Below are 26,025 nucleotides of genomic sequence, written 5' to 3'. Positions count from 1 at the left end.
CTACTCCCCCTGATAGTTCGCAAGTATAACGATCTTGTATGAAACAACAAAGCTTTTCGCCGGACATGACGATTTTTCGGTGCAAGTTCCGGATCGACGTTGCAAGCTGGCCTCACGCCCCGATAGGGCCTGAATAAAGCGCCATTGAGTTAATGAGAACTATTTGCAATAATTTGCTTTTTGTCATTCAAGCTCCCTGCCCCCATGTCCAATTCGGACCTCTCCCGCAAAAGCTGGCTGGCCTATTATGGCGAGTTCATGCAGTCCTGCCTGCGCCGCTTTGGCGGTGCCGCGGACGCGGAAGACGTCGCCCATGATGCGGTAGAGGCCCTGCTTCGAAAAGATCAGAAAACACTGACAGCGGCCCATGCCCGCAACTTTCTGTACAAGTCCGCGCGCCATCGGGCCATTGATCTGTGGCGTCGCAACAGCCGCTTCCAGCACCTGGCCTGGGACGAGCTGCATGAAGACGCTCACCCTATCACCGACGGTGCCGATGCCCACGCCAGTGCGGAGCAAGTGCGCCACGCCCTGGTTGCGGCCCTGGAAGCCTTGCCTTTGAATCACCGAAGGGCTTTTGTCTTGAATCGCATCGAAGGCTGGACCCAGCCTGAAATTGCCCGTCATCTGAAACTGTCCATTGCCAGCGTGGAGCGTTATATTGCGCTGGCCAGCCAGTTTATCCGCGAGCGCCTGCGCGATGAGTTCTGAATCCCCTTTCTACCCCAGTGATGCCACCTCCCCTGCCGAGGCCGCCGCCCAATGGTCGGCCCGCCTGCATTCGGGCCGCTTCAGCCCGGCTGACGAGCAAGCGCTGGAGGAGTGGTTGCAGGCTGACCCGGAAAACGAGCGCGAATTTATGGCGGTGGAGCAGTTAAGCTCCCTGGCCAGCACGCTGGACAAGGATTTGGTCAAGCTGCTGTATGGCGGCAAAGTGCCCCAGCGGCCCGATCTGCGCCGCCGCAAACTGATCCGTAATACCGGCGCCCTGGTCGCTGTCGCGGGCTCTGCCGGTTTGGCAGGCCTACTACTCGGCCCCCAGGCTGTGTACGCCGCTAGCCTGCAAACACGTGTGGGCGAGCGCCGCTGGGTTCCTCTGCCGGACGGCTCCAGCCTGGAGCTGAATACCGCCACCCAAGCCGAGCTGCGGTTTTATGAAGACAGCCGTCATCTGGACCTGATTCAGGGCGAAGTGATGTGCGCGATAGCATCCAGCCCGCAGCGCCCTTTCATCGTCAAAGCAGGCAATACGGTGGTACGCGTTACCGGCACCAGCTTTACGGTTCGTCGTGATGCCGAGCAAGTCAAAGTGCTGGTCGAAAGCGGTAGTGTGGAAGTGTCCAGCGGCCGCTGGTGGAACCGCCAGACCCGGTATCTGGCCGCTGGCTCTGGCGCCACCGTTTCCGTTCAGGATGGGCTCAGTATTCAACCCGAGGTCGATGTGGCCGCTGCCACCGCCTGGCGGCAAGGACGCCTGATTGTGCGGGACCTGTCCTTGTTCGAAGTCGTTGCTGAAATCAACCGCTATCGCGAGCATCCCATCCGCATTGCTGACGGCAGAATCGGCCAGCAGCGTGTCACCGCGTCCTTCCTGCTGGATGAACAAAGTGCGGTGCCTCAAGCCCTGCAACAGATCCTGCCACTGCAGGCCAAGACACAAGACGATGGCAGTGTCCTGCTGAGCAGCGGCTCGTAATTACAATTAGTTTCAAATAAACCAATTCAGGCTGAGGGGCCTAGTAAGACTGACTCGTATTTAGATTCAGCGTTCCTCAACATCGCGTTTGATGAATATCTCTGAATCCGGGCGTCGCCCTGCCCGCCCCTACCCTGAATCTGCACCGTGAACCGAACCACTTTCCTACCCCGCCTGCGCCCCGTCCTGCTCGCTTTAGTGGTGGCCAGTGCCAGCACCCCTGCCCTGGCCCAAGACAATCCTGTCCCTATCCACATTCCCGCCCAGCCCTTGTCCGAAGCGCTGCTGAAACTGGCCGAACAGACCCAGCTGCAGGTGCTTTTCTCGCCTTCGCTAGTGCAAGGTCTGAGCACGACACCGATTCAGGGCCGCATGCGCCCGGAAGACGCGCTGCGCAGCCTGCTGCAAGGCTCTGGCCTGGAATACCGGCGCGAGAACAACACCATCACCCTGTCGCGCCCCAATACGGACGCCACCATGCTGGACCCGGTGCGCGTCGTGGGCCGTCGCCTGCCCGTGACGGAAGGCAGCCAGACCTATGCCAGCCATGGCGCTACTACCACGGCCACCAGGCTGAACATGACGCTGCGTGAAACGCCGCAAACCGTCAGCGTCATGACGCGCCAGCGCATTGAAGACCAGTCGCTGGACAATATCGGCAGCGTGCTGCAACAAGCGCCCGGTATTTCCATCCAGCACATAGGCAGCGACCGCTACACCATCTACTCGCGTGGCTATGCTATCGACAACTATCAGCTGGACGGCCTGTCCACGCTGTCCGATATCGTCAGCCAGAACATTCCTCAGGGGCTGGCAGATATGGCGATTTATGACCGGGTGGAAGTGCTGCGTGGTGCCTCTGGTCTATTGACCGGCGCAGGCGACCCAGCTGGCGTCGTCAATATGGTCCGTAAACGTCCGACAGCCGATTTTCAGGGCCATGCCGAAGTGAGCTACGGGTCATGGGATCAGATGCGCGCTCAAGTAGACCTTGGTGGCCCGATTAACGAGAACGGCAGCCTGCGCGGCCGTCTGGTTGGAGCCCATCAGGAAGGCAACAGCTATATGGACTACTTCACAACTAAAAAAGATGTGGTCTACGGCATACTTGAGGCCGACATTACGGACACCACGCTTGTCACCTTGGGGATGGATTATCAAAAAAATGATCCGCGCGGCTCCTCTGGCTCCGGCTTTCCTTTGTTCTACGACACCGGCGAACAGACCGATTTTGATATTTCCACCAATGCAGGGGCTCGTTGGAACACCAATACACTGGAGTCTCACAACACCTTTGTGAAACTGGACCAGCAACTGGGGGCAGACTGGTCACTGGCCATGTCCCTGAATTACCTGAAGGCCCGTCGAAGCGGAAAAAGCGCGGATGCTTCCTGGGGCTATCCCAACCGTGAAACGGGCGACGGCGTGCAGCTTTACGGAGGTGTTTCAAATGCCACACAGTATCAAACCAGTTTTGATATTCACGCAAAAGGCCCTTTTCAACTATTTGGACAGGACCACGAACTGATCGTCGGCTTTAATTCGTCACGCTACAAGAATCGCCATGACACCATGGACGACGATATCGAAGGCACCTCCATCAATCTCCACGACTGGAACAACAACCCGGCCTTACCCCATACAACTGGAGAAAAGCTGTTTGACTATGATCTGACCGTCAAACAGTACGGTGGGTATTCGGCGCTACGCCTTAAACCCAGCGACAAGCTGGCTGTCATTTTGGGGGGCCGCCTCAGCAATTACCGCTACAGTCTTTCCCAAAGCTATCCTGACCCTGGTATGCAGCGCTTTAACAGCCTGAAAACCATGCACGAAGACAATGTCTTCACCCCATATGCCGGCATTGTGTACGACCTGAATGAAGAGCATTCGATCTATGCCAGCTACACCAGCATCTTCAAGCCACAAAGCTATCGCGACCGTAGCGGCAACTTTCTGGACCCGCGCAAAGGCGATAACTACGAAATCGGCCTGAAAAGCGAAATGCTGGACGGCCGCGTGAACAGCAGCATTGCGCTGTACGAAATCCGCCAGGACAATCTGGCCGTGGCCGACAGTGGCTTTATCGTGCCGGGTACCGAGCGCGAAGCGGCCTACACGGCGGTCAAAGGCGCCAAGACCCAGGGCCTGGATATGGAAGTGACGGGCGAGCTGCTCGATGGCTGGAACATGGCCTTTAGCTACACCTACAGCCAGACCAAAGACGCCCAGGGCGAGCGCATCAAAACCCTGGTGCCACGCCATATGGCCAAGCTGTGGACCGCCTACCGCCTGCCCGGCAACTGGAATCGCCTGACGATTGGGGGTGGTGTGAACTGGCAAAGCCAGATCCATTTCACCGCCACACCGTGGGATTTGGGCAAGACTGTCACCGGAGAACAAAGCAGCTACGCCGTCGTCAACCTGATGGGCCGCTACGACTTCAGCAAGCAATTGACGGCCACCTTGAACGTCAACAATCTGTTCAACCGCAAGTACCTGAGTGCGCTGGATCAGACCTTCTACACCGGCTATTACGGCGCACCGCGTAATGCCATGCTGAACCTGCGTTATTCCTTCTAATCACGTGAAAGCGGCTACCAGGCAAACAGCCCCCGTAACCTAGAAAATAATCCAGGCCTCGGGGGCCACTGCGGGTTTGCTGATCACTTCAGCCTTGTGCCAGCGTTGCTGAACCCGGAAGGCTTACACGCACTTCAGGGCACTCAAATCCCCCGTATACGGAAAGCGCAATTCCTCGTAGCCAAAGGGCTGAAAATGCACCGTCAAACCATCTGCGTTGGGCAAGATAAGCGCGTAACTGGCAGGCTCGAAAGTCGATGTTGCGGCCCCCTCGCGCTCCAGATCCAGTTCGTGCTGATGGTTGGTGCCATTGACCGTCACAAAATGCAGGCCGTTCCACACACCGCTGGCGCAGCGATGCACGTGACCGGAGAACAAATGCACGGGCGCGGGATGAGCCTTGAGCAAAGGCAATAAATCCGACGCATTACTCATACGCAGCCAATCCATGGACGGATACTGCAAGGCAGGTAAAGGATGGTGCGAAAACAGCATTACCGGCCCGCTATGCGCGGCCAGCTCCTGCTGCAACCATTGCAGACGCCGCGTACACAAAAAGCCGTTGGTATAGCCGTCCTCCAAGGTATCCAGGTAGATCAGGCGCCAATCGCCCAAGGTCTCGGCATGCTGTACAAAGCCGGGTAAATCGGTCGTGGCCTGCGGAAACACGCTGTGAAAAGCGCTGCGGCTGTCGTGGTTGCCCATCATCAAACGTACAGGCGGAATCAAATCCTGCAAGCCTTCACACAGCCGCTCGTATGCGCGTGGATGACCGGCGTGGGTCAGGTCGCCCGTCAACACGCACAAGTCTGCATCGGCATGATGACGATTGACGTGCTGCACACAACTACGCAAACGATCCAGAGGGTCCGAGCCAAACAACAGGCCATCGGGCGGGGTAATGTGCAGGTCCGAAAACTGGATGATCTTCATCAGAATTCCTTAACGAATGCCGGCGCGTAAAAAGGCCTGCATGAACTGCTTTTGAAACAGCAAAAAGCCCAACAAAAGCGGCAAGATAGTCATTAATGTGGCGGCACTGATCAGGGAGATACTGACCCCGCTTTCCGGTGCGCCAAACAGGGATAAACCTACGGTCAAAGGACGGGTATGGTCAGAGCTGCTGATCACCAAGGGCCATAGAAAATTGTTCCAGTGCGTAGACACCGACACCAGGGCATAAGCCAGGTACACAGGCTTGACCAACGGCACGTACACTCGCCAGAGCACACCCAGGCGGCTGCATCCTTCCAGTCGCGCCGCATCCTCCAGTTCACGCGGCACTTGCTTGAAAGCCTGGCGCAACAAGAACACGCCAAAGGCACTGGCCATATAGGGCACACCCATGCCCCAGACCGTGTCCGTCCAACCCAGCAAGGCCACCATGCGGTAATTCTCCACAATCAGTACTTCGGGCAGGATGAACAACTGTAAAAGCAGCAGCATGAAGAGAAACTGGCTGCCAAAGAAACGAAAGCGGGCAAAGGCATAAGCGGCCAGGGTGCACAGCACAAACTGTCCGAGCAGAATGGTCAGCACCAGCACGGTGGTGTTGAAGATGTAGCGCAACCAGGGCGCACGGTCCCAGGCCGCTGCAAAATTACTAAAGGTCCAGCCTGCGCTCCAGTCAAAACTCAAGGCGGCGGACGGGTCGCGAAACGCAGCCCAGCAGGCATACAACAAGGGGGCAATCCACAGCAGGGCCAAAGCGTGCGCCCCTACTGTATCCAGTGAAGGCAAACGCAGCGGGCGGCCTGGGGCGGTCAAAACAGTGTCCATGTTCATCACTGGTAGTGCACGCGTCGTTCAGCGTAGCGAAATTGAAAGATGGCGACAGCACCCAGCCCCAACAGGAGCACAACCGTCAGCACGGCGGCACTAGGCGTATCCATATAGGCAAAAGCGGTTTCCCAGATCCAGTACAGCATCAGCTTGGAGGCATTATTGGGGCCGCCCTTGGTCAAGATAAACAGGTGATCAACCAGCTTGACCGAGTTGATCAGCGCGTTGATCAAAATGAACAGGGTCGTGGGTGCCAGCAAGGGTAAAAGCACACGGCGGCCATACTGCCAACGGGTCGCGCCTTCCAGACGAGCGGCATCGCGCAGCTCGGGCGGGATGGTTTGCAAGGCAGCCAGATAAAAGATCATGAAAAAACCGGCCTCTTTCCAGATCGTCACCACCATGACCGCGCCCAGGGCGGTTTGCGGCTGGCCCAGCCAGTTGGTGGCCCCGGCGCCAAACAGCTTGGCAATCTGATCCAGTAAACCCAGATCCGGTGTGTAGAAAAACAGCCATAGATTGGCGGCGGCAATCATGGGCAGCATGGTGGGCGTGAAGTAGGCACAACGCACCCAGGCCCGCATGCTCATGGCCCGGTTGGCCCACAAGGCCATCAGCAAGGCCAGGGCCATGGACACCGGAATCACAATGGCGGCATACCAAAGATTGTTCTTCAGAACCAGCCAGAACGTCGGGTCAGCCAGCATGGCATCGTAGTTGTCCATGCCCACAAACTGGGCCGGACGACGCGCCGTGCCTTTACTCAACAGGCTGGACCAGAACGTGTGCAGCGCCGGGATAAAGGCAAACACGCTTAGCAGCACAAACAGCGGCGTCAACAAGAGGTACGCAAATACCCACTCTTTACGCAGCACACGCAATGGTTCAGCCATTCCTGCACCTGCTTAGTTGAAAGGACGCAGCAGACGTTCTGCAGCAGCCTGGGCTTCATCCAAAGCGGCCTTGGGCGTCTTGGCATTAGTCAGCACGGCTTGCACGGCGTTGGACAGCAGCTCGCGTACACGTGCTGTCTCGTAAGTGGCAAACTCGGGCGAAGCTACGGCCAACTGATCGCGGGCGACCACAGCCTGCGGGAACGTTTTGGCGTACTCGACCAGAGCAGGCGTTTCGTAGGCGGCAGGGCTGACACCGACATAGCCCGTAGCCATGGACCACTTGGCGGCACGCTCAGGGGCCGTCATCCAGCGCACAAAATCCAGAGCCGCTTTCTTCTGTTCCTCGTTCGCGCCCTTGAACAGGTAGAAGTTGCCACCGCCGGTAGGCGACGCGGCTTTTTCCTTGGCGGGCAGCATGGCAACACCAAAGTCGAACTTGGCTTCATTCTTGACGGCCGTCAGGTTGCCCGTGGTGTGCCACATCATGGCGGTCTTGCCTTGGACAAAAGCCTGGCGCAGCGTGCCCCATTCAATGGTGCCAGTGGGGCTGACTTTGTGCTTGTAGGCCAGGTCGTGGAAGAACTGTAGCGCCTCCACCGACTTGGGGTCATTGAAGTAGACCTGTGTGCCTTCTTCATTCATCAACTGACGGCCATTTTGCAAGGCCATGGCCTGGAACATCCAGTAGGGGTAGCCCGTCGACGGAATCATCAAGCCGTGATGCTGGTCATTAGTCAGTTTCTGGGCGGTTTGCACCAGCTCGTCCCAGGTCTTGGGAGCTTGATCCGGATTCAGGCCCGCTTCACGGAACATGTCCTTGTTGTAGAACATGACAATGGTGGAGCGCTGGAACGGAATGCCCCAGACCTTGCCTTCCAAGGTGCCGTTAGCCATCAAGGCAGGATAAAAGCTTTTCAGCCAATCCTGGCTGGGGGTGTCCTGAGCCACATCGCTAAAGGCTTCGACCAGACCTTGTTCCACCAGATCATGCGTATCCAGTGCGCCCAGTACAGAAAGCTGCACCGGCTCGCCCGCACGCAGGGCCGACAAGGCACGTACTCGGGTTTCATCGTAGTTACCGGAGTAGACGGCTTTAACGGTGACCTCCGGGTTTTGGGCCTGGTAGTCCTTGATCATTCCATCGACCACATCGGTCAGCGGACCTCCTACGGCAATGGGGTAATACATGGTCAATTCCACCGCGCTATGGGCATTGGCGCCCAGGCCCATCAACAGGGCGCTGGAGGTGGCAAGCAAACAATTCTTCAACATGGGTAGACTCGCAGTACGTTTAGGGAAGAACAGCAGGAGGAACAGCGAAAGGAGCAGCAGTCAGAGCATCCGCAGACGGCAGGCGAGCCCCGCTGTCCTGGTTAAAGTAAAAAGCGTGAACAGGGTCCCAGCTCAAGCCACAGCGAGCACCCGCCTCGACGCTGCGGCTGTGCGGCGCGCGCACGATCAGGGTGTGGCCATCATCAAGCTGCACATACACATAGGCATCGGCCCCCTGAAACTCCTGGTGCACCACGGTGGCAGCCACATACTGCTCGCCCGCTTCGTGCAAGTTCAGGTTCTCCGGGCGCACGCCCACCAGCACACGATGCGGCTGGTCGTACTGACGGCGCGAGGGCCACAACTCCAAGGGCACTTGGTCACTGTGAATCATCATCATGGGTGGGCTGCCGATAAAGCCGGCGGTAAAGACGCTATTGGGCTGCCCGTACAGGTCCTGGGCACTGCCCTGCTGCTCGATGTGTCCAGCGTTAAGCAGCACCACGTGATCGGCCATGCCCATGGCTTCGGTCTGATCGTGGGTGACGTACACCACGGTCAAACCCAAGCGTTGCTGTAGAGCACGGATTTCATGGCGCACGGTGTGACGCAGCTTGGCATCCAGGTTCGACAGCGGCTCGTCCATCAGGCAGATACGATGGCCCGACACAATGCTGCGCGCCAGGGCTACACGCTGCCGCTGCCCGCCCGACAACTGGCCGGGCTTGCGCTCTTCCAGACCTTCCAGATTGGTCAGCGCCAGGGCTTCACGCAGACGCTCTTTTTGCTGCTGACGATCGGCACGGCGTACTTGCAGGCCGAACAAGATGTTGTCGGCCACATTCAGATGCGGGAACAGGGCGTAGGATTGGAACACCATGCTCAAGCCACGCTTGGCGGGCTCCAGATAGGTGGCGTCCTGCCCATTGATCAAAAGCCGACCCTGATCGGGGGTTTCCAGCCCGGCAATAATGCGCAGCAAGGTGGACTTACCGCAGCCCGAAGGCCCCAACAAGGCGGTAAATTTACCTTCCTGAATGGACAGATCCATTTGTTTGAGCACGGCCTGTTCGCCCCAGGCTTTGCCTATGCCTTGCAACTCGATAGCTGCGCGACTCATGCCTGCACCTCGTCAGCAATCACGATCTGAACACGCGCAGGAATTTGCTCGCGGTAAGGCTCGGGAATAGGCTGGTCGCTGACCAGAATATCCACATCATCCAAAGAGCCACTGCGCACAGGGGCACGACGGCCAAATTTGGTGTGATCCAGCACCAGAATCCGCACACGGCAATTGCCGCGCAGGGCTTTGTGGCAATCGGACTCGGCCATATCAAAGTCCAGCAAAGCACCGTCCGAGTCAAAGCCCCCTACCCCGGACACGCCAAAGTCCGCCTTGAAGCTGTTGAACAGGCGTTCGGCGCCGGGGCCCAGAATTTCGGGGTTGGGCTGACGCAGTTCACCACCCGTCAGTACCACGCGGTGGCTCATATTGTGAGACAGGGCCAGAGCGGCACTGATGTTGTTGGTGACCACGGTCAGATCGCGATGGTCGGCCAGCGCCAGGGCCACTTGCTCGGGGGTGGTGCCAAAACCCAGCAGCAGGCTGGCACCGGGAGGAATCAATGTGGCAACGGCTCGCCCGATACGGGCCTTGGCTTGCAAATGGGTAATGCGGCGCGTTTGGAAAGGCACATTACGCTCGACCACGTTCAGCTCGGCACCACCATGGCGGCGGCGCACCAGATCGGCTTCATACAAGTGGTTCAGGTCGCGCCGGATAGTCTGCGGCGTCACCCCGAAATGCGCGGCCAAGCCATCCACTGACACCGCCCCTTGGGCGGCCAGCAGATCCACAATAATGCTTTGCCTGACAGATAGGTTCATAACACGGCGTATGGGTTTCGTTTGAATACCCGGCAGTGTAGGAACGCGAAGTTACGTGTCGGTGACGCTCAGATGAAAGTTTTATGACGCCCAAATGTTCATATGAACATACTCTGCCTACCATCAGCCATCAAACGCATGCGCCACTCGAGCAGGCCGACTCCATCGTCCATCCTGCACATAAGGTAGCTCTGCATTACGCATAGGGTAATATCAACGCCGAACAACTAAAAAAACCAGGCGTCTACAGGCGCACTTATTCAGGAGACATGACATGAAACTTCATCGCTTTCTGCGTCCCTTGCTGGCCGCTACCTTGCTGGGGGCTACAGTCACTGCGCAAGCCCAGCTCAGCATGATGCTGCCTGCCAACCCAGGCGGAGGCTGGGACTCCACAGGCCGCCAATCCATGCAGGCCATGAATGAGGCGGGCATCTACACCGGCACGGTCAGCTTTAGCAATAAAGGCGGTGCCGGCGGCACCATCGGTCTGGCCGACTTCCAGCGCTCGCAAAAGGGCAAACCCGATGCACTGGCTGTATTCGGTGCGATCACAGTCGGCTCGATTGCCATGAACAAATCCCCCATCGATTTAAGCAAGTTTCGACCTGTTGCGCGTTTGACAGCGGAATACGTTGTGCTGGCGGTCAAAGCCGACTCCCCCTACAAAAACCTGGACGATTTTGTACAAGCGATGAAAGCCAACCCTGGGGCCATGCCCGTGGGCGGTGGCTCTGCCGGTGGAACGGATCACATTGCTCTGGCCTTGCTGGCACAGCAAGGCCAGGTGCCCGTCAAAGCCCTGAACTACATCCCGCAAGCCGGCGGGGCCGATACAGTGACAGGGATCGTCAACGGGACCCTGAAGGCCGGAATCTCGGGGGCGTCCGAGTTTCAGCAATTTGCCGACAGCGGCCGCATCCGTATTCTGGCCATCTCCTCGGACAAACGGATGAAAGGCCTGGAGCAAGTGCCTACCTTCACAGAAGCTGGCTACAAGGTGGAGATTGCCAACTGGCGGGGCATTCTGGGCTCGGTGGACATGCCTGAAGAAAACTATCAGCTGTGGATTGACCACTTCACCAAACTCAGCGAAGCACCACAATGGAAAGCAACGCAGGAACGCTTGGGCTGGGAACCGTACTTTCTGGCCGGCGACAAATTCGGTGACTTCATCAAGGCAGAAACCGAGCGCACCACGACCATCCTGCAAGACGCAGGCTTGATCCAGTAAAGCAAGTCGGGGAACACACATGAGTGTAACTTCGCGTCAGCCCTGGTGGCTGGGGCTGGCGGTCATCCTGGCGGGTGCCGTCTGTCTCTACGCCTCCATGTCCCTGACTCTCAGCGCACAATATGCCGCGATCGGCCCAGGCCTGTTCGTTGCGCTGGTCGGCGTGGGACTGGTTGTTCTGGGCATTTTGTTCCTGCTGCAAATGCATCGTGGCACCGCCTTCGACAAGGAAGAGCTGGCCCAGGATCCAGGCATGGACAAGGGGCCCTTCCTGACCGTCCTGCTGGCTGCCGTGCTGCCCAGCCTGATGATGGAGCCGTTGGGCCTGCCACTCACGGCCTCAGTGTGTTTCATGCTGGTGGCACGTGCCCTAGGTTCACGTCGCGTGCTGCTGGATCTGCTCTCCGGCTTGGTACTGGGCAGCGCCTGCTGGTTTCTGTTTGGCCGCCTGGGTTTGCAACTGGGCGGCTTTCTTCCTGTGGCGGGGCTGTAATGAATACGCTTTCTTTGCTCTTGCACGGCTTTGAGGTGGCTCTGCAGCCCATGAACCTGATGTGGGCCTTGATCGGTTCGGTGCTGGGTACGGCCATCGGCATTCTGCCCGGCATTGGCCCGGCACTGACCATTGCCCTGCTGCTGCCAGTCACGGTTTCCGTGGGGCCGGTCTCAGCCTTCATCATGTTCGCCGGTGTGCTGTACGGCGCCATGTACGGAGGTTCGACCACCGCCATTTTGATCAATACCCCCGGTGAAGCGGGCTCCATGATGACCGCGCTGGAAGGCAACAAGATGGCACGCCGTGGGCGAGGCGCGGCCGCCTTGGCCACGGCCGCCATTGGCTCTTTTATTGCTGGCACCATCGCCACGCTGGCGTTGACCTTCGCCGCCCCGGCCGTGGCCGAACTGGCCTTTATTTTCACACCGGCGGACTACTTTGCCCTGACCATCATGGCATTTACCTCGGTCGCTGTGGTGATGGGAGCTTCCCGCGTCCGTGGTTTTATTTCCTTGTTTCTGGGCCTGGCTTTGGGCGTGATCGGCATCGATGCCATGACCGGGCAGGCTCGCATGACTTTCGGGCTGCCCGACCTGCTCGATGGTGTTGAGCTGACGGTGGTGCTGGTCTCGGTCTTTGCGGTGGGAGAAATTCTGTACGTGGCCAGCCGCTTTCGTCACAACGACGAGCAGATCATCCCCATCAGTGGCAAAGCTTTCATGACACGCAATGAATGGGCACGCTCATGGAAGCCCTGGTTGCGTGGCACGGTCATTGGTTTCCCGATGGGAGCGATTCCTGGCGGAGGCTCTGAGCTGCCCACCATGCTGTCCTATTCCCTGGAAAAAAACCTGTCCAAAAACAAGGACGAGTTTGGACACGGTGCAATCGAAGGCGTTGCCGGTCCCGAAGCGGCCAATAATGCCGCCGCAGCCGGAATTCTGGTGCCCTTGCTAACGCTGGGCTTGCCCACATCCGCCACCGCCGCCATTTTGCTGGTTGCCTTTCAAAACTACGGTCTGCAGCCCGGCCCTTTTCTGTTTTCCAGCAACCCCGAACTGGTCTGGGGCCTGATTGCCTCGCTGTATGTCGGCAATGCCATGCTGCTAGTGCTGAACCTGCCGCTAGTCGGCCTGTGGGTGCGTCTGCTTTATATTCCCAAACCGCAGCTTTACGCCGGAATTCTGGTCTTTGCCATGATCGGCATCTGGGGCGTGTCCGGCTCCACCTTTGAACTGGCCATGATGGCCGGCCTGGGCGTGGTCAGCTACATCATGCGAGTCTACGGCTTTCCCATTGCCCCTTTGCTGATCGGTCTGATTCTGGTGCCCTTGGCAGAAAATCAGTTGCGAACGGCCCTGGCGGCCGGACAGGGAAATTTTCTGGTACTGCTGGAAAGTCCAGTTGCAGTGGGTTTTTATATTGCTGCCATTCTGTTTTTGAGCGTGCCATACATGCTCAAGCGCCTGCAAAAATAAGCCAAAAAAAAGCAAGCCCCGTATCCTGCGCGGCTTGCTTTCCCCCGACCAAGCCTCAAGCCAAGCGTTTATTTTGTCCCTTGCTGCGCCGCCAGATCGCGCACGGCCTGCAAGGTTTTGCTGACATGCTCATCGGGATCCATAGCCGTGTATTCGTACACAATCTTGCCTTCGGGCGAGATCACATAAGACATGCGGGCAGCCCGTTCGGTATGCGTTCCCAGTCCTGCGTCATAAGCCTTGATGACCTGGCCTGTGGTGTCCGCCCCCACCGCGAACTTGCTGCCGCAAGGTCCGGTGGAAAAATCCTTCAGGGTATCGATATTGTCTGAAGACAAACCAATTACAGTGGCGCCAAAGTGGCTGTATTCGTCAATGGCTTGCGCAAAAGTATGCGCTTCGACAGTACAACCCTGAGTAAACGCTGCCGGGTAAAAATACAGGACGACCGGCCCCTTCTTTAAGGCCTCATCCAAATTGAATTCAAAGGTTTTACCGGCCAGAGCGGCCTGCACGGTAAAGTCCGGCGCGGGTGTGCCCACGTCCAAAGCGGCCTGTGCGCCACCTGCCCCCGCCAGCAGGGACAAACCCAAAGAGAAAGCTGCTATTGCCTGCTTCATGCCATTACCTCCGTATGTGTGCGCTGCACCAGCAAGCAGCGTAATCCGCACAGGCATGAAAGCACAAGGCCTGGTTTTCCGGCCCGATCAGGGATGAACGATGCCGCTCCACAGCAGGACAAACACATTGTGGGGTGCGTCATGGCGGGCCAGACGGCCAGCTCGAATCAGCCTGGCGGCCTTGCCCAGCAAGGCAAACAAGGACTCGCATAACCAACTGGCCGCCAGATCGCGCCGCAAGTCCCCGCTTTCCTGCCACTGTTGGAACTGCTCAATCAACGCCTGTCGTACCGCTTCAGTGCGAGCCGTGGAATACTCCTCTACCTGCAACTGGCGCTCAACGTACATGTACAGATCCACAATAGGCAGCAGTTCCTGGATTAGTCGTTGAATGACTTCTTGTGGACTTCCCTCGCACAAGCGGGCGCGCTCAATAGCCTGCTCCGCACTATTTACCCCTTCCTGGAAGATCTCCATCATCATGGCTTCACGAGACGGGAAGTAGCGGCACAGGGTTGCGCGACTCAAGCCTACCAGACCGGCCAATTGCCCCATGGACGCCCGCGGCTGGTCGGCCAAAGCGCTTACAAGGCGCAATAGCAATTCCTCGCGAGGCCGAGGCTTTGCTGCAGTCATAATTCTTCCCCTAGGTAATACAGGACTGGATCGGGCACGGGCTATTGCCAGATCGCTGCGAATCGGTCTTCTTGTTTGGCACCACTGGAGAGCAGGAAAACGAACAGGCACGCTACCTGGGTGGAGCGTGCGCTAGTGTAACGTCATTCATTGAGAAACCGTATTTCACCCATGGAATAATGACTATGCGGGTGATTTTTTAAACGCTCAGACCGGCACGCGGAGCCGGCCAGAAAGCATCTGTCAGCAAGGTATCCGGATCCAGATCCAAAGGGCCGGGCCGGGTCTCCGGCACGCAGCGGCGCAAGGCTTGCTGCATCCGGTGCAAGGCCAGTTCGCCCGTGGCCCCGGCAGTGACCCGATCCCACCAGAAGCGATGCACATGGCGTACCTGCACGGGTACGCTAGGCAGGCCCAGCCTCTGGGCCATGGCCAATCGGTGCAGACCACGATTAATTTTCAGAATACGGCCATCACGGGAGATCACCACTCCCAAGGCATCTTTGCCGCGCCTGGGATCAAAGCCATCACGAGCCATCTCATCCAGAAAACCCAGGTAAATACGCAGGTACTCAATAATCTTCTCCGGCGTATCCAGAAATACACCTTGCTGATACGACTCCCAAGGATTGCCCTGTTCAATACGCTTCATCAGCTTTTTGAAACGCGCCGTTTGTTCCAGCTGGTGCCGGTTTTCATCCAGATCGCTGATCAGGGAGTAACGCGTTCCGACGCGCAAATCTTCACGTCGCTGGTCCCAGCTTCCCTCCCAGATAAAGGCCAGGGAGGACGGCCGTTTTTCCTCTTTGCGAGGCGCCTGAATGGCCATGCGGATCAGCTCGCGCGGGTTCACATGCAGGGTTAAGGCCTGCTCCCCCAAGGTTTCATGGACGATGTGACGCGGCAGGCCAAACGCCTCGATCCGACGGCTGCCAGCTTTGCTGTGCATCCAGCGCTGCAGCATGATGCGGCCCAAGGGGAAACCCAAGTACTGCTGGGTCTTGTCCCGGCTATGGGCCACCCAATGGGCCAGCAGCACGCGCTGCCGAATCTCGGGCGCCGCCAAGCTGCTAAAAGCGGCATCCGCGCCGGGGCCCAGCAAGGCTTCGCGATTCGATTGACGCAACTCACGCGGATGAGTCATGCGCTTTCCATGACGGTTCACAGTTTTCCTCCCAAGCACTCGCAGCCCTGGCCGCCCCCAACAAAGCACAGCGACCCAGAACGACTGACAGTGGCCTTATTGAGCAATAACAATACCAAATGATACATAACAGTCTCAAATAATACATATTTTTATTGAGCCGATTCTCCACAAACCGCAAGGCTGACAAGGATCAAACCGGCCCCACACCACATCCTTACCTGTTCAGACACACACGCCTCAACATCACTACGCTCCCGCTGTTATCCGACGGGACGAGCTTCTTGAAACGCACGCTGCAAAAAAAAGCCCCTGCCAAGGCAGGGGCTTGTTCAAACAGGGCCAGAAAGTCAGATCACTCAGGCAGCCTTACGAGCGCCTCGTACAAAGTAAATAACAACCAAGGCGAGCAGGAACGGCACACCAAACAGCAAGGTGTAGTGAAAGATATTGATGAACCAGGTGGTCACCAAAATCGCGACAATGCCAATCAAGCCCAGCAAGGTGCCGATGGGATAGGCCGGCATACGGAAACGTAGCTGCACACCGTCCCGGGCCACGCGGCGGCGGAAGAACAAATGAGTCAGGAAGATCATGCCCCATGTGAACAAGGCGCCAAACATGGACAGGGCGATCATCACCGGAAAGGCGGTTTCCGGATTGTTGGCATACACCACTGCGGCCACGGCCACACCGCTGGCCGATAAAGCCAGGGCATTCAAGGGCACACCATTGCGCGCCACCTTGCCCAGCGCAGCGGGCGCATCACCGGCACGCGACAGGCTGAACATCATGCGGGTCGAGATATAGAGCATGCTGTTCATGGCCGACAAGGCCGCAATAATCACAATGAAGTTCAGGATACTGTCTGCATAGGGAATGCCGACGGACTGCATCACCGTAATGAAAGGACTGGTTGTGCCTTCCGCTACCAGCACCTGCCAAGGCACCAGCATCACGATAAGCGACAAGGACAGCAGGTAGAAAATGATCAAGCGCCAGATGGTGGCCTTGAAGGCCTGGCGCACGGCTTGCTCGGGGTTTTCTGCCTCGCCCGCCGCCACGGCAATCATCTCGATACTCAGATAGCTGAAGATGGAAATGATCACCCCTACCCACACCCCATACCAGCCATTGGGCATGAAGCCACCCTGGCCAAACAGGTTTTCCTGTACCTGTGCGGGCTTGTAATAGCCCGTCAACATGCCAATGGCCAGCACGATGAACGCAATAATGGCAAACACCTTGATCAGGGCAAACCAATACTCCACCGAGCCAAAAGCCTTGACGCTGTAGGCATTGACGGCAATCAGCACGGCCGAGAAAAAGGCGATCCAGATCCAGGGTGAGACGTCCGGGAACCAGAACTTCATATAGTCCGCCACCGCCGTCACCTCGGTGCCCACGGCCAGAACAATGCAGGCCCAATAGCTGTAGCGCACCAGGAACCCGGCCAGCGGATGAATATAGAACTCCGCATAGGCTCCAAAAGAGCCCGATGTGGGGTGTTCCACCGTCATCTCGGCCAGGCAGCCCATCAGGACCAGAGCAATGAAGCCGCCAATCACATAACTCAGTACAACGCCGGGACCAGCAAAGCCAATGGCAAATTTGCTGCCCAGGAACAAGCCGGTACCGATGGCGCCCCCGATCGCAATCATGCTCATTTGGCGGGCACTCAGTTTTTTATGCAGCCCGGCTTCGCGCGATTGAATTTGCTCAAATCGGCTCATGTCTCCTCCTTTATGCTTATTTTTTATATCAGCCTGATCAGGTCACCTTGGAGCGTGTTTTATAGGCGGGCTTGTCCCATTCCTTATCGGTCAGTACCGCCTTGATATGCTGCACAGCCTGCCAAATATCCACAAAAGACAGATACAAGGGCGTAACACCAAAGCGCATCACTTCAGGCTCGCGGTAGTCCCCAATCACACCACGGGCGATCAGGGCCTGCACCACGGCATAGCCTTGCTCATGGGCAAAACTGACATGGCTGCCACGGTAGTGGTGATCGCGTGGAGTCACCAGACGCAGGCCAAATTCCGCACATTCCTGTTCCACCAACGCGATGAACAAGTCCGTCAGCGCCAGGGATTTACGGCGCACCGCCTGCAGGTCGGTTTGCAGGAACACGTCCACACCGCAAGCCACCAGGCTCAAGGAAACAATGGGCTGAGTACCGCACAAGAAACGCTCGATACCGTTGGCGGCTTCATATGACGGGCTCATGGCAAAAGGGTGCTTGTGGCCCCACCAGCCGGACAAGGGCTGGCTGATCTGGCCCATCAGCTTGGGGTTCACCCACAGCAGGGCCGGAGCACCCGGACCGGCGTTCAGGTACTTGTAGGTGCAGCCAATGGCAAAGTCGGACTCGCTGTCTTTCAGCTCGATAGGCAAGGCACCCACGGAGTGGCACAAATCCCAGATCAACAGGCCATTGTGTTCATGCACCAGGCGGTTGGTCGCCTGCATATCGTGCAAGTAACCCGTGCGGTAATTCACATGGGACAGCACCACCACAGCGGTTTCATCATTGACGGCTGTTTGCAGGTCTGCCGGGTCATCAATCAATTCAAGCCTATAGTCTTTGCCAAAGAAGGCGTTAAACCCTTCAATGATGTAAAGATCCGTAGGGAAGGAATCACGCTCGGCCAGGATCACTTTCTTTTCCGGATGGCGCTCTTTTTGCAAATTGACGGCGGCAGCCAGCACCTTGAACAGATTGACCGAGGTGCTGTCGCTGACGATGGTTTCACCTTGACCGGCACCGATCAGGGGCGACATCTGGTCGCCCAGACGCACGGGCAAGGTCCACCAGCCTGCCTTGTTCCAGCTATTGATCAGGTCGGTACGCCATTCCTGAGCAATAACTTCCTGGGCGCGCTCCATGGCGTGTCGGGGCATGGCGCCCAGCGAATTCCCGTCCAGATAAATCGTGTTGGGTGGCAGGTCGAACTTGGCTTTGAAGGCAGCCAGTTCATCGGCCTGATCCCACTGCTCGCATTGCTGCAAGGTAATCATATTCATGCTCCTCGATTCTGCTTTTTAAGCTATTTAGTCTAGCACCGAGCCTCTGGTAAATTATTCCAAAGCGATGAAGATTATGATTAATACTGGAAGAAAATTCGGTTTTTAAAAACCTTTTTCATAGAAAATTCTAAAATATGAGACTAGATGAGACAGACCTGAAAATTCTGCGTCTTTTACAGGACAACGGCAGGCTCAGTAACCAGGAACTAGCTGACCTGGTAGCCCTTTCGCCCTCCTCCTGCCACCGGCGCGTAAAGATTCTGGAGCAGGAAGGCTTCATCGAAAACTACAGCGCCAACTTGAGCGCAGGCAAACTGGGCTTTGCCATTGAAGCCTTTGTGGAAGTGAATATCGGGCAGCTCAACGAGAGCGAGCATCAGTACCTGAGCAAGGCACTGGCCACCATGGATGAAGTGCTCCATGCCTACATCGTGACCGGGCAGGCAAACTACATGCTGCACATACGCACGCGCAACTTCGAGACTTTTTCCAATTTTGTCATTCACAAGCTCAACACGCTGCGCGGCGTCACCAAGATCCATTCGCAGATCGTGCTGTCTTGCATCAAGGCCAAGGGGCAACGCTTGCCTGTGTAAACCGGCTGCCGGCAAGGTCTGGCCAGGTGCCAGGCCGCGGGCTTAGTCGTAGTTCAGTTTGAAGCGTCGCTTGAAATGCTCGCTGCGCCACCAGCCCTTGCCGCTTTGCACCGGTTTGTTATCGGTATTGAACAGATCAATACGCTGCACAATCACGGCCTGGTTCTCCTTGATCCAGAGCTGCTTGGCCATGTCTGCCGACGCATTGGCCATGCTGATCTCTTCTTGCGCATGCTTGATGGGCACATTCAGCACGCCAGTCAGCATCTCCACCATGGTGTGTGTTTCCAGAGCCTGTTGCTCGATACGTTCTCCTATCGAGCGTAGCAAGTAGTTCTCAGCAAAATAAAGGGGCACCGCTGACCTGTAGCGCACCGCTTGCAGCTTATAAACCGGCTCATCGGAAGCGAAAAACTCAGCAATATCTGCCGGAGGGGTGACCAGCCCCCAACTGGCAATCTGAGTGGTGGTGTCTTTGCCCAACTGCACCAGGTCATTGATGGAACTCAGCTCCCAGGAGCCGGTGTTCTTGCGTTCCAGCACAAAGGAGCCTCGGCTGGGAAAACGCTCGATCAAGCCATTGCGCGTCAAGATCGCCAGGCCCTGACGCACGGTGATGCGGCTGACGCCGAACATCCCCCCTAGCTCGGCCTCTGTAGGCAAGCGGTCGCCGGGCTTCAAGCGACCGTCCTGGATATAGCGGGTCAGCTTGTCAGCAAGCTGCTCATACAGTGGTTTTGTACTCACTTTTTTATCTCATCCCTGTTGATGACGCTCTGCTGCTGGCTCTCCCTACGTGTTGTGTTCCACCTGCGGTATCAACAGAAAATCGTTGGTTCCCCTGCCAGTAAGCCGTCTTCTTATTCGCGTTCCAGCAGGCCCTTGATCAGAAACATCTCGGCCTCATGGACACAGGAAATCTGCTCCCATGCCGCATCGCTTTGTGTAGCCAAACGCCAGGTCAGCAAGCTCACTACACATTTGTCTGCGCCCAGCTTGAGCACCTCGCCTGGAATAACGCGCGACATATTACGAAACTGCATCGCCTCCTTGCTGGCGCCCACCTCGTAATCCACCTGAAAGCGGTCTGCGTCCACATTCAGGCGCACATAGGTTTCCTGGCCGCTAAAGACCGAGGTCCCCCTGAACAGGCCCGGTTCCACTTCGCTGCGATTCGCACTGCCCCAGGCCCACTGACCTTGCAAGATGCCATCGGACATGATTTCAAAAGCGACCTTAGCCGGGCGCTCCACCAGGATGCTACTGGAATGACAATGTGGATCTTTCACGTACTTGCTCCTGTGACCACTGCTTATTGTTATGACAATGTTTTATTGTCATGCCAAAGGAAAACCGATACTAGACGGGAAAACACGTACAGTTCAGCGAAAGATTGTCCATAACAAAGCCGCTGCCTCTCAACCCGGAGACGCAGCGGCTTTGAAACCTGAAGCAAAGCGCTATCAGGCGATGGACTACTGTCAGTTATGTCCTAACTTGCCGTCACCCACTGCTGGATGAAAGCGCGCAGCTCGTCGGGGCTGGAGGCCACACCCCCAGGTACCCGATAAACCTTTTCCAAAGGCCCCACCATCTCCTGCAGGGCAGGCAGATTGGCAGGGTCATCGCACATCATCACAATCCCGCGGCAATAACGACCGAAGCCTTCACGATGTGCCTTTAACCACAACACCGCTTTCTTGCGCCCTTCCGGGTCGCCGGGAGTGGAAGGATCGGGCAGGCTTTCGTAGACCAGAACGAACTCTTTTTCGGCCTTGATCAAAGTTTCCATATCGTCCAGCCATTGCGTGGCCAGCTCCAGGGTCAAGGGGAAATCGCGCACCCTTGCTATCGGCAAAGCGGATGTATCCAGAAATTGGGTGGAAAAGTCAGGAGAAATGTCTTGCTCACTCATTGCTAAAGCTCCTTGAATCAGGGCTGTCATACCCAATTGCAATATGCCCTCCATCTCGACCTCCTCCACGACCCGTTCCACGGCTGCACGTGGCTCCCGGCCAGCCACGGCATAGACCGTATCGGCAACCGCCAGGCAATGAAAGGCCACCGTTCCCATCAAGTAACGCGAGCGCTCGAAGGACACGCCATAAGCCTGGGCAATGTGCTCTTGATGCTCCCGGATCTTGTCCAGCATGGAAGGAGTCGCCACCAGCCTGCGTATCACATAGGGCGTGATGCCCGGATTGGCTTTCACAAAAGCCTGTGTCGCCGCACTGAACAGCTGCAGATAGTCCTCCAGGCTGTCTTGAACCGGAATCGTGGCCCGAGGCACTTGCCAGCGGCTGAAAATTTCTTCGGCCACCAGTTGTTTAAGCCCTTCCAGATTGCCCACATGCTTGTACAGCGCCATCTGGCTGACACCCAAAGCGGCCGCTACCCCCACAAAGGTGATGTTGGGCAGGCCAATCTGAATGCCAGCGTCGGCAATCCGTGCTCGGGTGATGGTGGGAGGACGTCCGCGTGGCGCGGGCGCCTGAGGGGTTGGCATATCTATGTTGACCCTTTTGATGGCAGCAGCGTGCTAGTACCTGCCACTGCCTCTTATTTAATTTATGAAACTCTACTAATTAGAAGCCTAGTTTACATCCACGATAATGATTCTCAATATCATTTTTTGCAAAGCGAGTGTTCCCGCTGATGAAGTCGCAAGACATCGACCTGAACGAGCAACAGCGTAACCCGATTCCTCCCGCCCCATCCTGGCAAAAATAGTCAGGAACAGAGACTTTCACGCCTGAAAACCGTGTGACAGCCCCTGCCCGTTCCACCTCTTATTTCTGGTTTTTGACCAAAATTGGTATGACCAATTAATTGGATAAAAAATTGTTTATTCTTGAATCGTTAGGGTAAACACTTAGATTCAATAAAATAATCCTTTCTATACAATGCGCTCTGTTCTTGACGATCTCAAGAAATGGTCAGACCAATTTAACGACCTTCAGGCTCGCTTGCGATACAAGCGCCTCCCATTTGCTCCTGCGGAGATAGAACAACATGCAACAAGCGTGGCTGCAGCAATACGATCCCACCGGCAATATCTGGCTGTCGGCACTGATCGCCCTTATTCCGATCATCTTTTTTTTCCTGGCCCTGACCAAGTTGCGCATGAAGGGGTATATGGCAGGGACGATTACCGTCTTGCTGGCCCTGGGCGTTGCCCTGTTTTTCTATCGCATGCCGGTTTCCACTGCGCTGGCCTCGGTGGTGTATGGCTTTTTCTATGGGCTGTGGCCGATCGCCTGGATCATTGTGGCCGCCGTTTTTCTGTACAAGATTTCGGTCAAGACCGGTCAGTTCGACATCATTCGCGCCTCCATCCTGTCCGTCACGCCTGACCAGCGCCTGCAACTGATCCTGGTGGGCTTTTGCTTTGGCGCCTTCCTGGAAGGGGCAGCCGGTTTTGGTGCGCCCGTTGCCATTACTGCCGCCTTGCTGGCTGGCCTGGGTTTCCGCCCCTTGTACGCGGCCGGTCTGTGTCTGATTGCCAATACCGCCCCGGTGGCGTTCGGTGCCATGGGTATTCCTATCATCGTGGCCGGTCAGGTATCGGGTATTGATCCCTTTGAAATCGGCCAGATGGCTGGTCGCCAACTGCCTTTTATGACGGTGCTCGTGCTGTTCTGGCTGATGGCCATCATGGACGGCTGGCGCGGTATCAAGGAAACCTGGCCTGCCGTGCTGGTCGGTGGCGGCTCCTTCGCGCTGGTGCAGTTCCTGACCGCCAACTACATTGGCCCCGAGCTGCCGGACATTACCTCGGCTCTGGTTTCCCTGGTTGTGCTGACCCTGTTCCTGAAAGTGTGGCAACCCAAACGTATCTTCCGTTTTGAAACACAAGAAGGCTCGCCTGCCCAGGACAATCTGGCCAATCAAGCCCCTACCGTGCTGAGCACTGGCCGCATCATCAAAGCATGGTCGCCCTTCATCATCCTGACCGCCATGGTCACGATCTGGAGTGTGCAGCCTTTCAAAGCCTTGTTTGCTGCCAATGGCCCGCTGGCGTCGACCATCGTGAATATTCCTGTGCCCTTCCTGCACAATCTGGTCGACAAGGCCCCACCCGTCGTGGCCTCGGCCACTCCGTATGGCGCGGTCTACTCCTTTAACTGGCTCTCTGCCACCGGCACCGCCATTCTGATTGCCGCCTTGCTGACTATCCTCTTTTTGCGCATGAAACCCGCAAAAGCGGTGGAAACCTTGGGCGAAACCTTCAAGGAACTGGCTGTACCGATCTACTCGATTGGCATGGTGCTGGCCTTTGCCTTTATCGCCAACTACTCCGGCCTGTCCGCAACTTTGGCGCTGGCCTTGGCTCACACCGGCAAAGCCTTCACCTTCTTCTCGCCATTCCTGGGCTGGATTGGTGTGTTCCTGACTGGTTCCGACACCTCTGCCAACGCCTTGTTTGGTGCCTTGCAGGCAACCACGGCACAGCAGCTGGGTCTGCCTGAAGTGCTGATGGTGGCCGCCAACACCACAGGTGGTGTGACCGGCAAGATGATCTCGCCCCAGTCGATCGCCATTGCCTGCGCGGCAGTGGGTCTGGCCGGCAAAGAATCCGATCTGTTCCGCTTTACCGTGAAACACAGCTTGATCTTTGCGGTTCTGATTGGCCTGCTGACTACCCTGCAAGCCTATGTGTTACCTTGGATGATTCCCTAAGAGCCCGCCCTCATCCTTCATCTGCAAGGCGCGTATACGCGTGCCTTGCAGATTTATTTTTCCGGTATCTCAAGAACTATGCGCCTCTCTGATCACGTTGCCCAACAATTGCTGGCGCTGATTCAATCCAGCGATTTCAAGGCCGGGCAAAGACTGCCTGCCGAGCGTACGTTGGCAGCTCAATTGAATGTGTCGCGTGCATCGCTGCGCGAGGCTATTCAGCAACTGAACAGCCAGGGCATTTTGCGCAGTCAGGTAGGTTCAGGCACTTACCTGGCCTCCCAAACGCCCCAATGGACCCAGCGCTCGGTAGACCCGCTGGCCGCCCTGATGCTGTCTGATCCCCAGTACCGTTACGACGTGCTGGAAGCGCGCATTGCTCTGGAGAGCAGTACCACCTGGCACGCAGCCCTGCGTGCCTCGCCCGAAGACAAGGACAAGATCCTGCAATGCTTCGAGCAAATGATTCGCTACCAGCAAAGCGGCGATACCGTGCAGTCCGCCCGCGCCGATGCCCAGTTTCACCTGGCCGTGGCCGAAGCCTCGCACAATCTGGTGCTGGTTCAGGTCATGCGGGGCCTGTTTGATCTGGTGCTCAGCAGCGTGACGCAAAACCGGGACATCATCATGTTCGTGCATGACTCCCCCGAGACCATTGTCAATCTGACGGCGCAACACGAAGCCCTGGTCAAAGCCATTGTCGATGGCGATCCCGCTCAAGCACGCCACGTTGTGAACGAACACCTGGGCTACGTACGCAACACCCTTCTTCAGGCTGACGAAGACCTTGCACGCCGCGAACGTGCCGCGCGCCTGCAAACCCCTCCTTCCGTCTTATCCGACCCGACTCTGCCATGATTATTTCCTCCTCGACCGACTACCGGCGTGCCGCCCAAAAACGACTGCCTCCTTTCCTGTTCCACTACATTGACGGCGGTGCCTACGCCGAGCACACGCTGCGCCGCAATGTGGACGATCTGGCCAATGTCGCCCTGCGCCAGCGTGTCCTGAAGGACATGAGCCAGCTCGATACCAGCATTGAGCTGTTTGGTGAAAAACTGTCCATTCCGGTGGCCCTGTCCCCGGTAGGTCTGACAGGCATGTACGCGCGTCGAGGTGAAGTCCAGGCTGCCCAGGCAGCCGATGCACATGGCATTCCCTTCACCATGTCGAGCGTGTCAGTCTGCCCGATCGAGGAAGTTGCCCCGCGCCTGAAGCGGCCCATGTGGTTTCAGCTGTATGTGTTGAAGGACCGTGGCTTCATGCGCAATGCACTGGAACGCGCGCAAGCTGCTGGCTGCAGCACCCTGGTCTTTACCGTGGACATGCCCGTACCCGGCGCTCGTTACCGCGATGCGCATTCGGGCATGAGCGGCCCGAACGCCGCCCTGCGTCGCTATGCACAGGCTGTCATGCACCCGCGCTGGGCCTGGGATGTTGGTCTGCTGGGTCGCCCGCACGATCTGGGCAATATCTCGCGCTACCTGGGCAAGCCTACGGGTCTGGAAGACTATATGGGTTATCTGGGCGCGAACTTTGACCCCTCGATTTCCTGGAAGGATCTGGAGTGGATACGCGAATTCTGGAAAGGCCCCATGCTGATCAAAGGCATTCTGGACCCCGATGACGCCCGCGATGCCGTGCGCTTTGGTGCCGATGGCATCATCGTCTCGAATCACGGCGGCCGTCAGCTTGACGGCGTCTTGTCCTCGGCACGCGCGCTGCCTGCCATTGCCGATGCCGTCAAAGGCCAGATCAAGATTCTGGCAGATTCGGGTATCCGCAGTGGCCTGGACGTGGTGCGCATGATTGCGCTGGGTGCCGACGCTGCCATGCTGGGCCGCGCCTACATCTATGCCTTGGCCGCCGCCGGGCAATCCGGCGTGGACCACCTGCTGGGCCTGATTGAAAAAGAAATTCGGGTCGCCATGACACTGACCAGTGTCAGCAGCATTTCCCAGATCACCTCTGACCTGCTTGTACAGGAGTCTTGAC

24 protein-coding genes are annotated in these 26,025 nt (G+C 57.2%); 10 read left to right on the top strand and 14 right to left on the bottom strand.

Annotation, left to right across the window (positions count from 1 at the left end):
• Positions 1-204: 204 nt before the first annotated feature.
• The 3 genes from NBV64_RS03095 to NBV64_RS03085 all read left to right on the top strand — a co-directional run bounded on the left by NBV64_RS03095 (position 205) and on the right by NBV64_RS03085 (position 4,279).
• Positions 205-711, top strand: a complete 507-nt coding sequence (locus NBV64_RS03095; protein WP_226348074.1) for an RNA polymerase sigma factor — start codon at positions 205-207, stop codon at positions 709-711.
• Positions 701-1,696, top strand: coding sequence for a FecR family protein (locus NBV64_RS03090; protein ID WP_250756678.1), 996 nt, complete (start codon positions 701-703; stop codon positions 1,694-1,696). The genes NBV64_RS03095 and NBV64_RS03090 overlap by 11 nt, the downstream gene beginning before the upstream one ends.
• Before the next feature lie 147 nt (positions 1,697-1,843).
• Positions 1,844-4,279 (top strand): TonB-dependent siderophore receptor, encoded by a 2,436-nt coding sequence (locus tag NBV64_RS03085; RefSeq protein WP_250756677.1) that lies wholly within the window; start codon positions 1,844-1,846, stop codon positions 4,277-4,279.
• Between the two features lie 123 nt (positions 4,280-4,402).
• Here NBV64_RS03085 and NBV64_RS03080 read toward each other — a convergent pair whose 3' ends face one another.
• From NBV64_RS03080 to NBV64_RS03055, 6 genes are read right to left on the bottom strand one after another with little or no spacing between them, the layout of a single operon-like run.
• Positions 4,403-5,212: a phosphodiesterase gene (locus NBV64_RS03080; protein ID WP_009463186.1), complete on the bottom strand. Its 810-nt coding sequence runs from the start codon at positions 5,210-5,212 to the stop codon at positions 4,403-4,405.
• 9 nt (positions 5,213-5,221) lie between these two features.
• Positions 5,222-6,064, bottom strand: coding sequence for a carbohydrate ABC transporter permease (locus NBV64_RS03075; protein ID WP_203145138.1), 843 nt, complete (start codon positions 6,062-6,064; stop codon positions 5,222-5,224).
• Positions 6,064-6,954 (bottom strand): carbohydrate ABC transporter permease, encoded by an 891-nt coding sequence (locus tag NBV64_RS03070; RefSeq protein WP_009463182.1) that lies wholly within the window; start codon positions 6,952-6,954, stop codon positions 6,064-6,066. The genes NBV64_RS03075 and NBV64_RS03070 overlap by 1 nt, the downstream gene beginning before the upstream one ends.
• A gap of 12 nt (positions 6,955-6,966) precedes the next feature.
• Positions 6,967-8,229: an ABC transporter substrate-binding protein gene (locus NBV64_RS03065; RefSeq protein WP_250756676.1), complete on the bottom strand. Its 1,263-nt coding sequence runs from the start codon at positions 8,227-8,229 to the stop codon at positions 6,967-6,969.
• Between the two features lie 19 nt (positions 8,230-8,248).
• Entirely contained in the window at positions 8,249-9,349 is a 1,101-nt protein-coding gene (locus tag NBV64_RS03060; RefSeq protein WP_250756675.1) for an ABC transporter ATP-binding protein, read from the bottom strand.
• Entirely contained in the window at positions 9,346-10,116 is a 771-nt protein-coding gene (locus NBV64_RS03055) for a DeoR/GlpR family DNA-binding transcription regulator (protein WP_009463176.1), read from the bottom strand. The genes NBV64_RS03060 and NBV64_RS03055 overlap by 4 nt, the downstream gene beginning before the upstream one ends.
• A gap of 274 nt (positions 10,117-10,390) precedes the next feature.
• Here NBV64_RS03055 and NBV64_RS03050 point away from each other — a divergent pair, with 274 nt between their 5' ends.
• Genes NBV64_RS03050 through NBV64_RS03040 form a run of 3 tightly spaced genes read left to right on the top strand, consistent with a single transcriptional unit; the run spans position 10,391 to position 13,324 of the window.
• Positions 10,391-11,350, top strand: coding sequence for a Bug family tripartite tricarboxylate transporter substrate binding protein (locus NBV64_RS03050; protein WP_009463174.1), 960 nt, complete (start codon positions 10,391-10,393; stop codon positions 11,348-11,350).
• Between the two features lie 19 nt (positions 11,351-11,369).
• Positions 11,370-11,843 carry a tripartite tricarboxylate transporter TctB family protein gene (locus NBV64_RS03045; protein ID WP_009463172.1) on the top strand — a complete coding sequence of 158 codons (474 nt, stop codon included), beginning with the start codon at positions 11,370-11,372 and terminating at the stop codon, positions 11,841-11,843.
• The gene (locus NBV64_RS03040) at positions 11,843-13,324 is read left to right on the top strand and encodes a tripartite tricarboxylate transporter permease (RefSeq protein WP_250756674.1); all 1,482 of its coding nucleotides are present in this window, start codon (positions 11,843-11,845) and stop codon (positions 13,322-13,324) included. Before NBV64_RS03045 ends, NBV64_RS03040 begins: the two co-directional genes overlap by 1 nt.
• A gap of 68 nt (positions 13,325-13,392) precedes the next feature.
• Here the strand turns inward: NBV64_RS03040 and NBV64_RS03035 are convergent, their stop codons facing one another.
• From NBV64_RS03035 to kynU, 5 genes are all read right to left on the bottom strand, one after another.
• A complete protein-coding gene (locus tag NBV64_RS03035; RefSeq protein WP_250756673.1) occupies positions 13,393-13,944 on the bottom strand; it encodes a peroxiredoxin in 552 nt (183 codons plus the stop codon).
• 87 nt (positions 13,945-14,031) lie between these two features.
• The gene (locus NBV64_RS03030) at positions 14,032-14,541 is read right to left on the bottom strand and encodes a TetR/AcrR family transcriptional regulator (protein WP_152978317.1); all 510 of its coding nucleotides are present in this window, start codon (positions 14,539-14,541) and stop codon (positions 14,032-14,034) included.
• A gap of 238 nt (positions 14,542-14,779) precedes the next feature.
• Complete coding sequence (locus NBV64_RS03025) at positions 14,780-15,724, bottom strand: hypothetical protein (RefSeq protein ID WP_009463164.1); 945 nt, start codon at positions 15,722-15,724, stop codon at positions 14,780-14,782.
• Positions 15,725-16,083: 359 nt separating this feature from the next.
• Positions 16,084-17,457 (bottom strand): amino acid permease, encoded by a 1,374-nt coding sequence (locus NBV64_RS03020; RefSeq protein ID WP_250756672.1) that lies wholly within the window; start codon positions 17,455-17,457, stop codon positions 16,084-16,086.
• Positions 17,458-17,494: 37 nt separating this feature from the next.
• Complete coding sequence (gene kynU, locus NBV64_RS03015; protein WP_009463162.1) at positions 17,495-18,745, bottom strand: kynureninase; 1,251 nt, start codon at positions 18,743-18,745, stop codon at positions 17,495-17,497.
• Positions 18,746-18,888: 143 nt separating this feature from the next.
• Between kynU and NBV64_RS03010 the strand changes: the two genes are divergently transcribed.
• Complete coding sequence (locus NBV64_RS03010; RefSeq protein WP_021447021.1) at positions 18,889-19,350, top strand: Lrp/AsnC family transcriptional regulator; 462 nt, start codon at positions 18,889-18,891, stop codon at positions 19,348-19,350.
• Positions 19,351-19,392: 42 nt separating this feature from the next.
• Here the strand turns inward: NBV64_RS03010 and NBV64_RS03005 are convergent, their stop codons facing one another.
• From NBV64_RS03005 to NBV64_RS02995, 3 genes are all read right to left on the bottom strand, one after another.
• The gene (locus NBV64_RS03005) at positions 19,393-20,097 is read right to left on the bottom strand and encodes a GntR family transcriptional regulator (RefSeq protein ID WP_009462553.1); all 705 of its coding nucleotides are present in this window, start codon (positions 20,095-20,097) and stop codon (positions 19,393-19,395) included.
• Positions 20,098-20,210: 113 nt separating this feature from the next.
• Positions 20,211-20,639, bottom strand: coding sequence for a hypothetical protein (locus tag NBV64_RS03000; protein WP_009462554.1), 429 nt, complete (start codon positions 20,637-20,639; stop codon positions 20,211-20,213).
• 203 nt (positions 20,640-20,842) lie between these two features.
• A complete protein-coding gene (locus tag NBV64_RS02995) occupies positions 20,843-21,856 on the bottom strand; it encodes a TetR/AcrR family transcriptional regulator (RefSeq protein ID WP_250756671.1) in 1,014 nt (337 codons plus the stop codon).
• Positions 21,857-22,362: 506 nt separating this feature from the next.
• Between NBV64_RS02995 and lldP the strand changes: the two genes are divergently transcribed.
• The 3 genes from lldP to lldD all read left to right on the top strand — a co-directional run bounded on the left by lldP (position 22,363) and on the right by lldD (position 26,024).
• Complete coding sequence (lldP, locus tag NBV64_RS02990; RefSeq protein ID WP_250756670.1) at positions 22,363-24,030, top strand: L-lactate permease; 1,668 nt, start codon at positions 22,363-22,365, stop codon at positions 24,028-24,030.
• Positions 24,031-24,108: 78 nt separating this feature from the next.
• Entirely contained in the window at positions 24,109-24,888 is a 780-nt protein-coding gene (lldR, locus tag NBV64_RS02985; protein WP_009462556.1) for a transcriptional regulator LldR, read from the top strand.
• Entirely contained in the window at positions 24,885-26,024 is a 1,140-nt protein-coding gene (gene lldD, locus NBV64_RS02980; RefSeq protein ID WP_026484948.1) for an FMN-dependent L-lactate dehydrogenase LldD, read from the top strand. The genes lldR and lldD overlap by 4 nt, the downstream gene beginning before the upstream one ends.
• Position 26,025 lies beyond the last annotated feature (1 nt).

This window comes from Alcaligenes sp. DN25 (genome assembly GCF_023674485.1).
Classification (GTDB): domain Bacteria; phylum Pseudomonadota; class Gammaproteobacteria; order Burkholderiales; family Burkholderiaceae_B; genus Alcaligenes; species Alcaligenes phenolicus.
Note: the sequence above shows the minus strand (reverse complement) of the source record. Positions and strands in the feature narration are given on the sequence as shown.

Excerpts from the sequence above, each read along its gene's own strand:
- NBV64_RS03095 (WP_226348074.1), top strand. The coding sequence starts at position 205 with ATGTCCAATTCGGACCTCTCCCGCAAAAGCTGGCTGGCCTATTATGGC.
- NBV64_RS03090 (WP_250756678.1), top strand. The coding sequence starts at position 701 with ATGAGTTCTGAATCCCCTTTCTACCCCAGTGATGCCACCTCCCCTGCC.
- NBV64_RS03080 (WP_009463186.1), bottom strand. The coding sequence starts at position 5,212 with ATGAAGATCATCCAGTTTTCGGACCTGCACATTACCCCGCCCGATGGC.
- NBV64_RS03075 (WP_203145138.1), bottom strand. The coding sequence starts at position 6,064 with ATGAACATGGACACTGTTTTGACCGCCCCAGGCCGCCCGCTGCGTTTG.
- NBV64_RS03070 (WP_009463182.1), bottom strand. The coding sequence starts at position 6,954 with ATGGCTGAACCATTGCGTGTGCTGCGTAAAGAGTGGGTATTTGCGTAC.
- NBV64_RS03065 (WP_250756676.1), bottom strand. The coding sequence starts at position 8,229 with ATGTTGAAGAATTGTTTGCTTGCCACCTCCAGCGCCCTGTTGATGGGC.
- NBV64_RS03060 (WP_250756675.1), bottom strand. The coding sequence starts at position 9,349 with ATGAGTCGCGCAGCTATCGAGTTGCAAGGCATAGGCAAAGCCTGGGGC.
- NBV64_RS03055 (WP_009463176.1), bottom strand. The coding sequence starts at position 10,116 with ATGAACCTATCTGTCAGGCAAAGCATTATTGTGGATCTGCTGGCCGCC.
- NBV64_RS03050 (WP_009463174.1), top strand. The coding sequence starts at position 10,391 with ATGAAACTTCATCGCTTTCTGCGTCCCTTGCTGGCCGCTACCTTGCTG.
- NBV64_RS03045 (WP_009463172.1), top strand. The coding sequence starts at position 11,370 with ATGAGTGTAACTTCGCGTCAGCCCTGGTGGCTGGGGCTGGCGGTCATC.
- NBV64_RS03040 (WP_250756674.1), top strand. The coding sequence starts at position 11,843 with ATGAATACGCTTTCTTTGCTCTTGCACGGCTTTGAGGTGGCTCTGCAG.
- NBV64_RS03035 (WP_250756673.1), bottom strand. The coding sequence starts at position 13,944 with ATGAAGCAGGCAATAGCAGCTTTCTCTTTGGGTTTGTCCCTGCTGGCG.
- NBV64_RS03025 (WP_009463164.1), bottom strand. The coding sequence starts at position 15,724 with ATGACTCATCCGCGTGAGTTGCGTCAATCGAATCGCGAAGCCTTGCTG.
- NBV64_RS03020 (WP_250756672.1), bottom strand. The coding sequence starts at position 17,457 with ATGAGCCGATTTGAGCAAATTCAATCGCGCGAAGCCGGGCTGCATAAA.
- kynU (WP_009463162.1), bottom strand. The coding sequence starts at position 18,745 with ATGATTACCTTGCAGCAATGCGAGCAGTGGGATCAGGCCGATGAACTG.
- NBV64_RS03010 (WP_021447021.1), top strand. The coding sequence starts at position 18,889 with ATGAGACTAGATGAGACAGACCTGAAAATTCTGCGTCTTTTACAGGAC.
- NBV64_RS02995 (WP_250756671.1), bottom strand. The coding sequence starts at position 21,856 with ATGCCAACCCCTCAGGCGCCCGCGCCACGCGGACGTCCTCCCACCATC.
- lldP (WP_250756670.1), top strand. The coding sequence starts at position 22,363 with ATGCAACAAGCGTGGCTGCAGCAATACGATCCCACCGGCAATATCTGG.
- lldR (WP_009462556.1), top strand. The coding sequence starts at position 24,109 with ATGCGCCTCTCTGATCACGTTGCCCAACAATTGCTGGCGCTGATTCAA.
- lldD (WP_026484948.1), top strand. The coding sequence starts at position 24,885 with ATGATTATTTCCTCCTCGACCGACTACCGGCGTGCCGCCCAAAAACGA.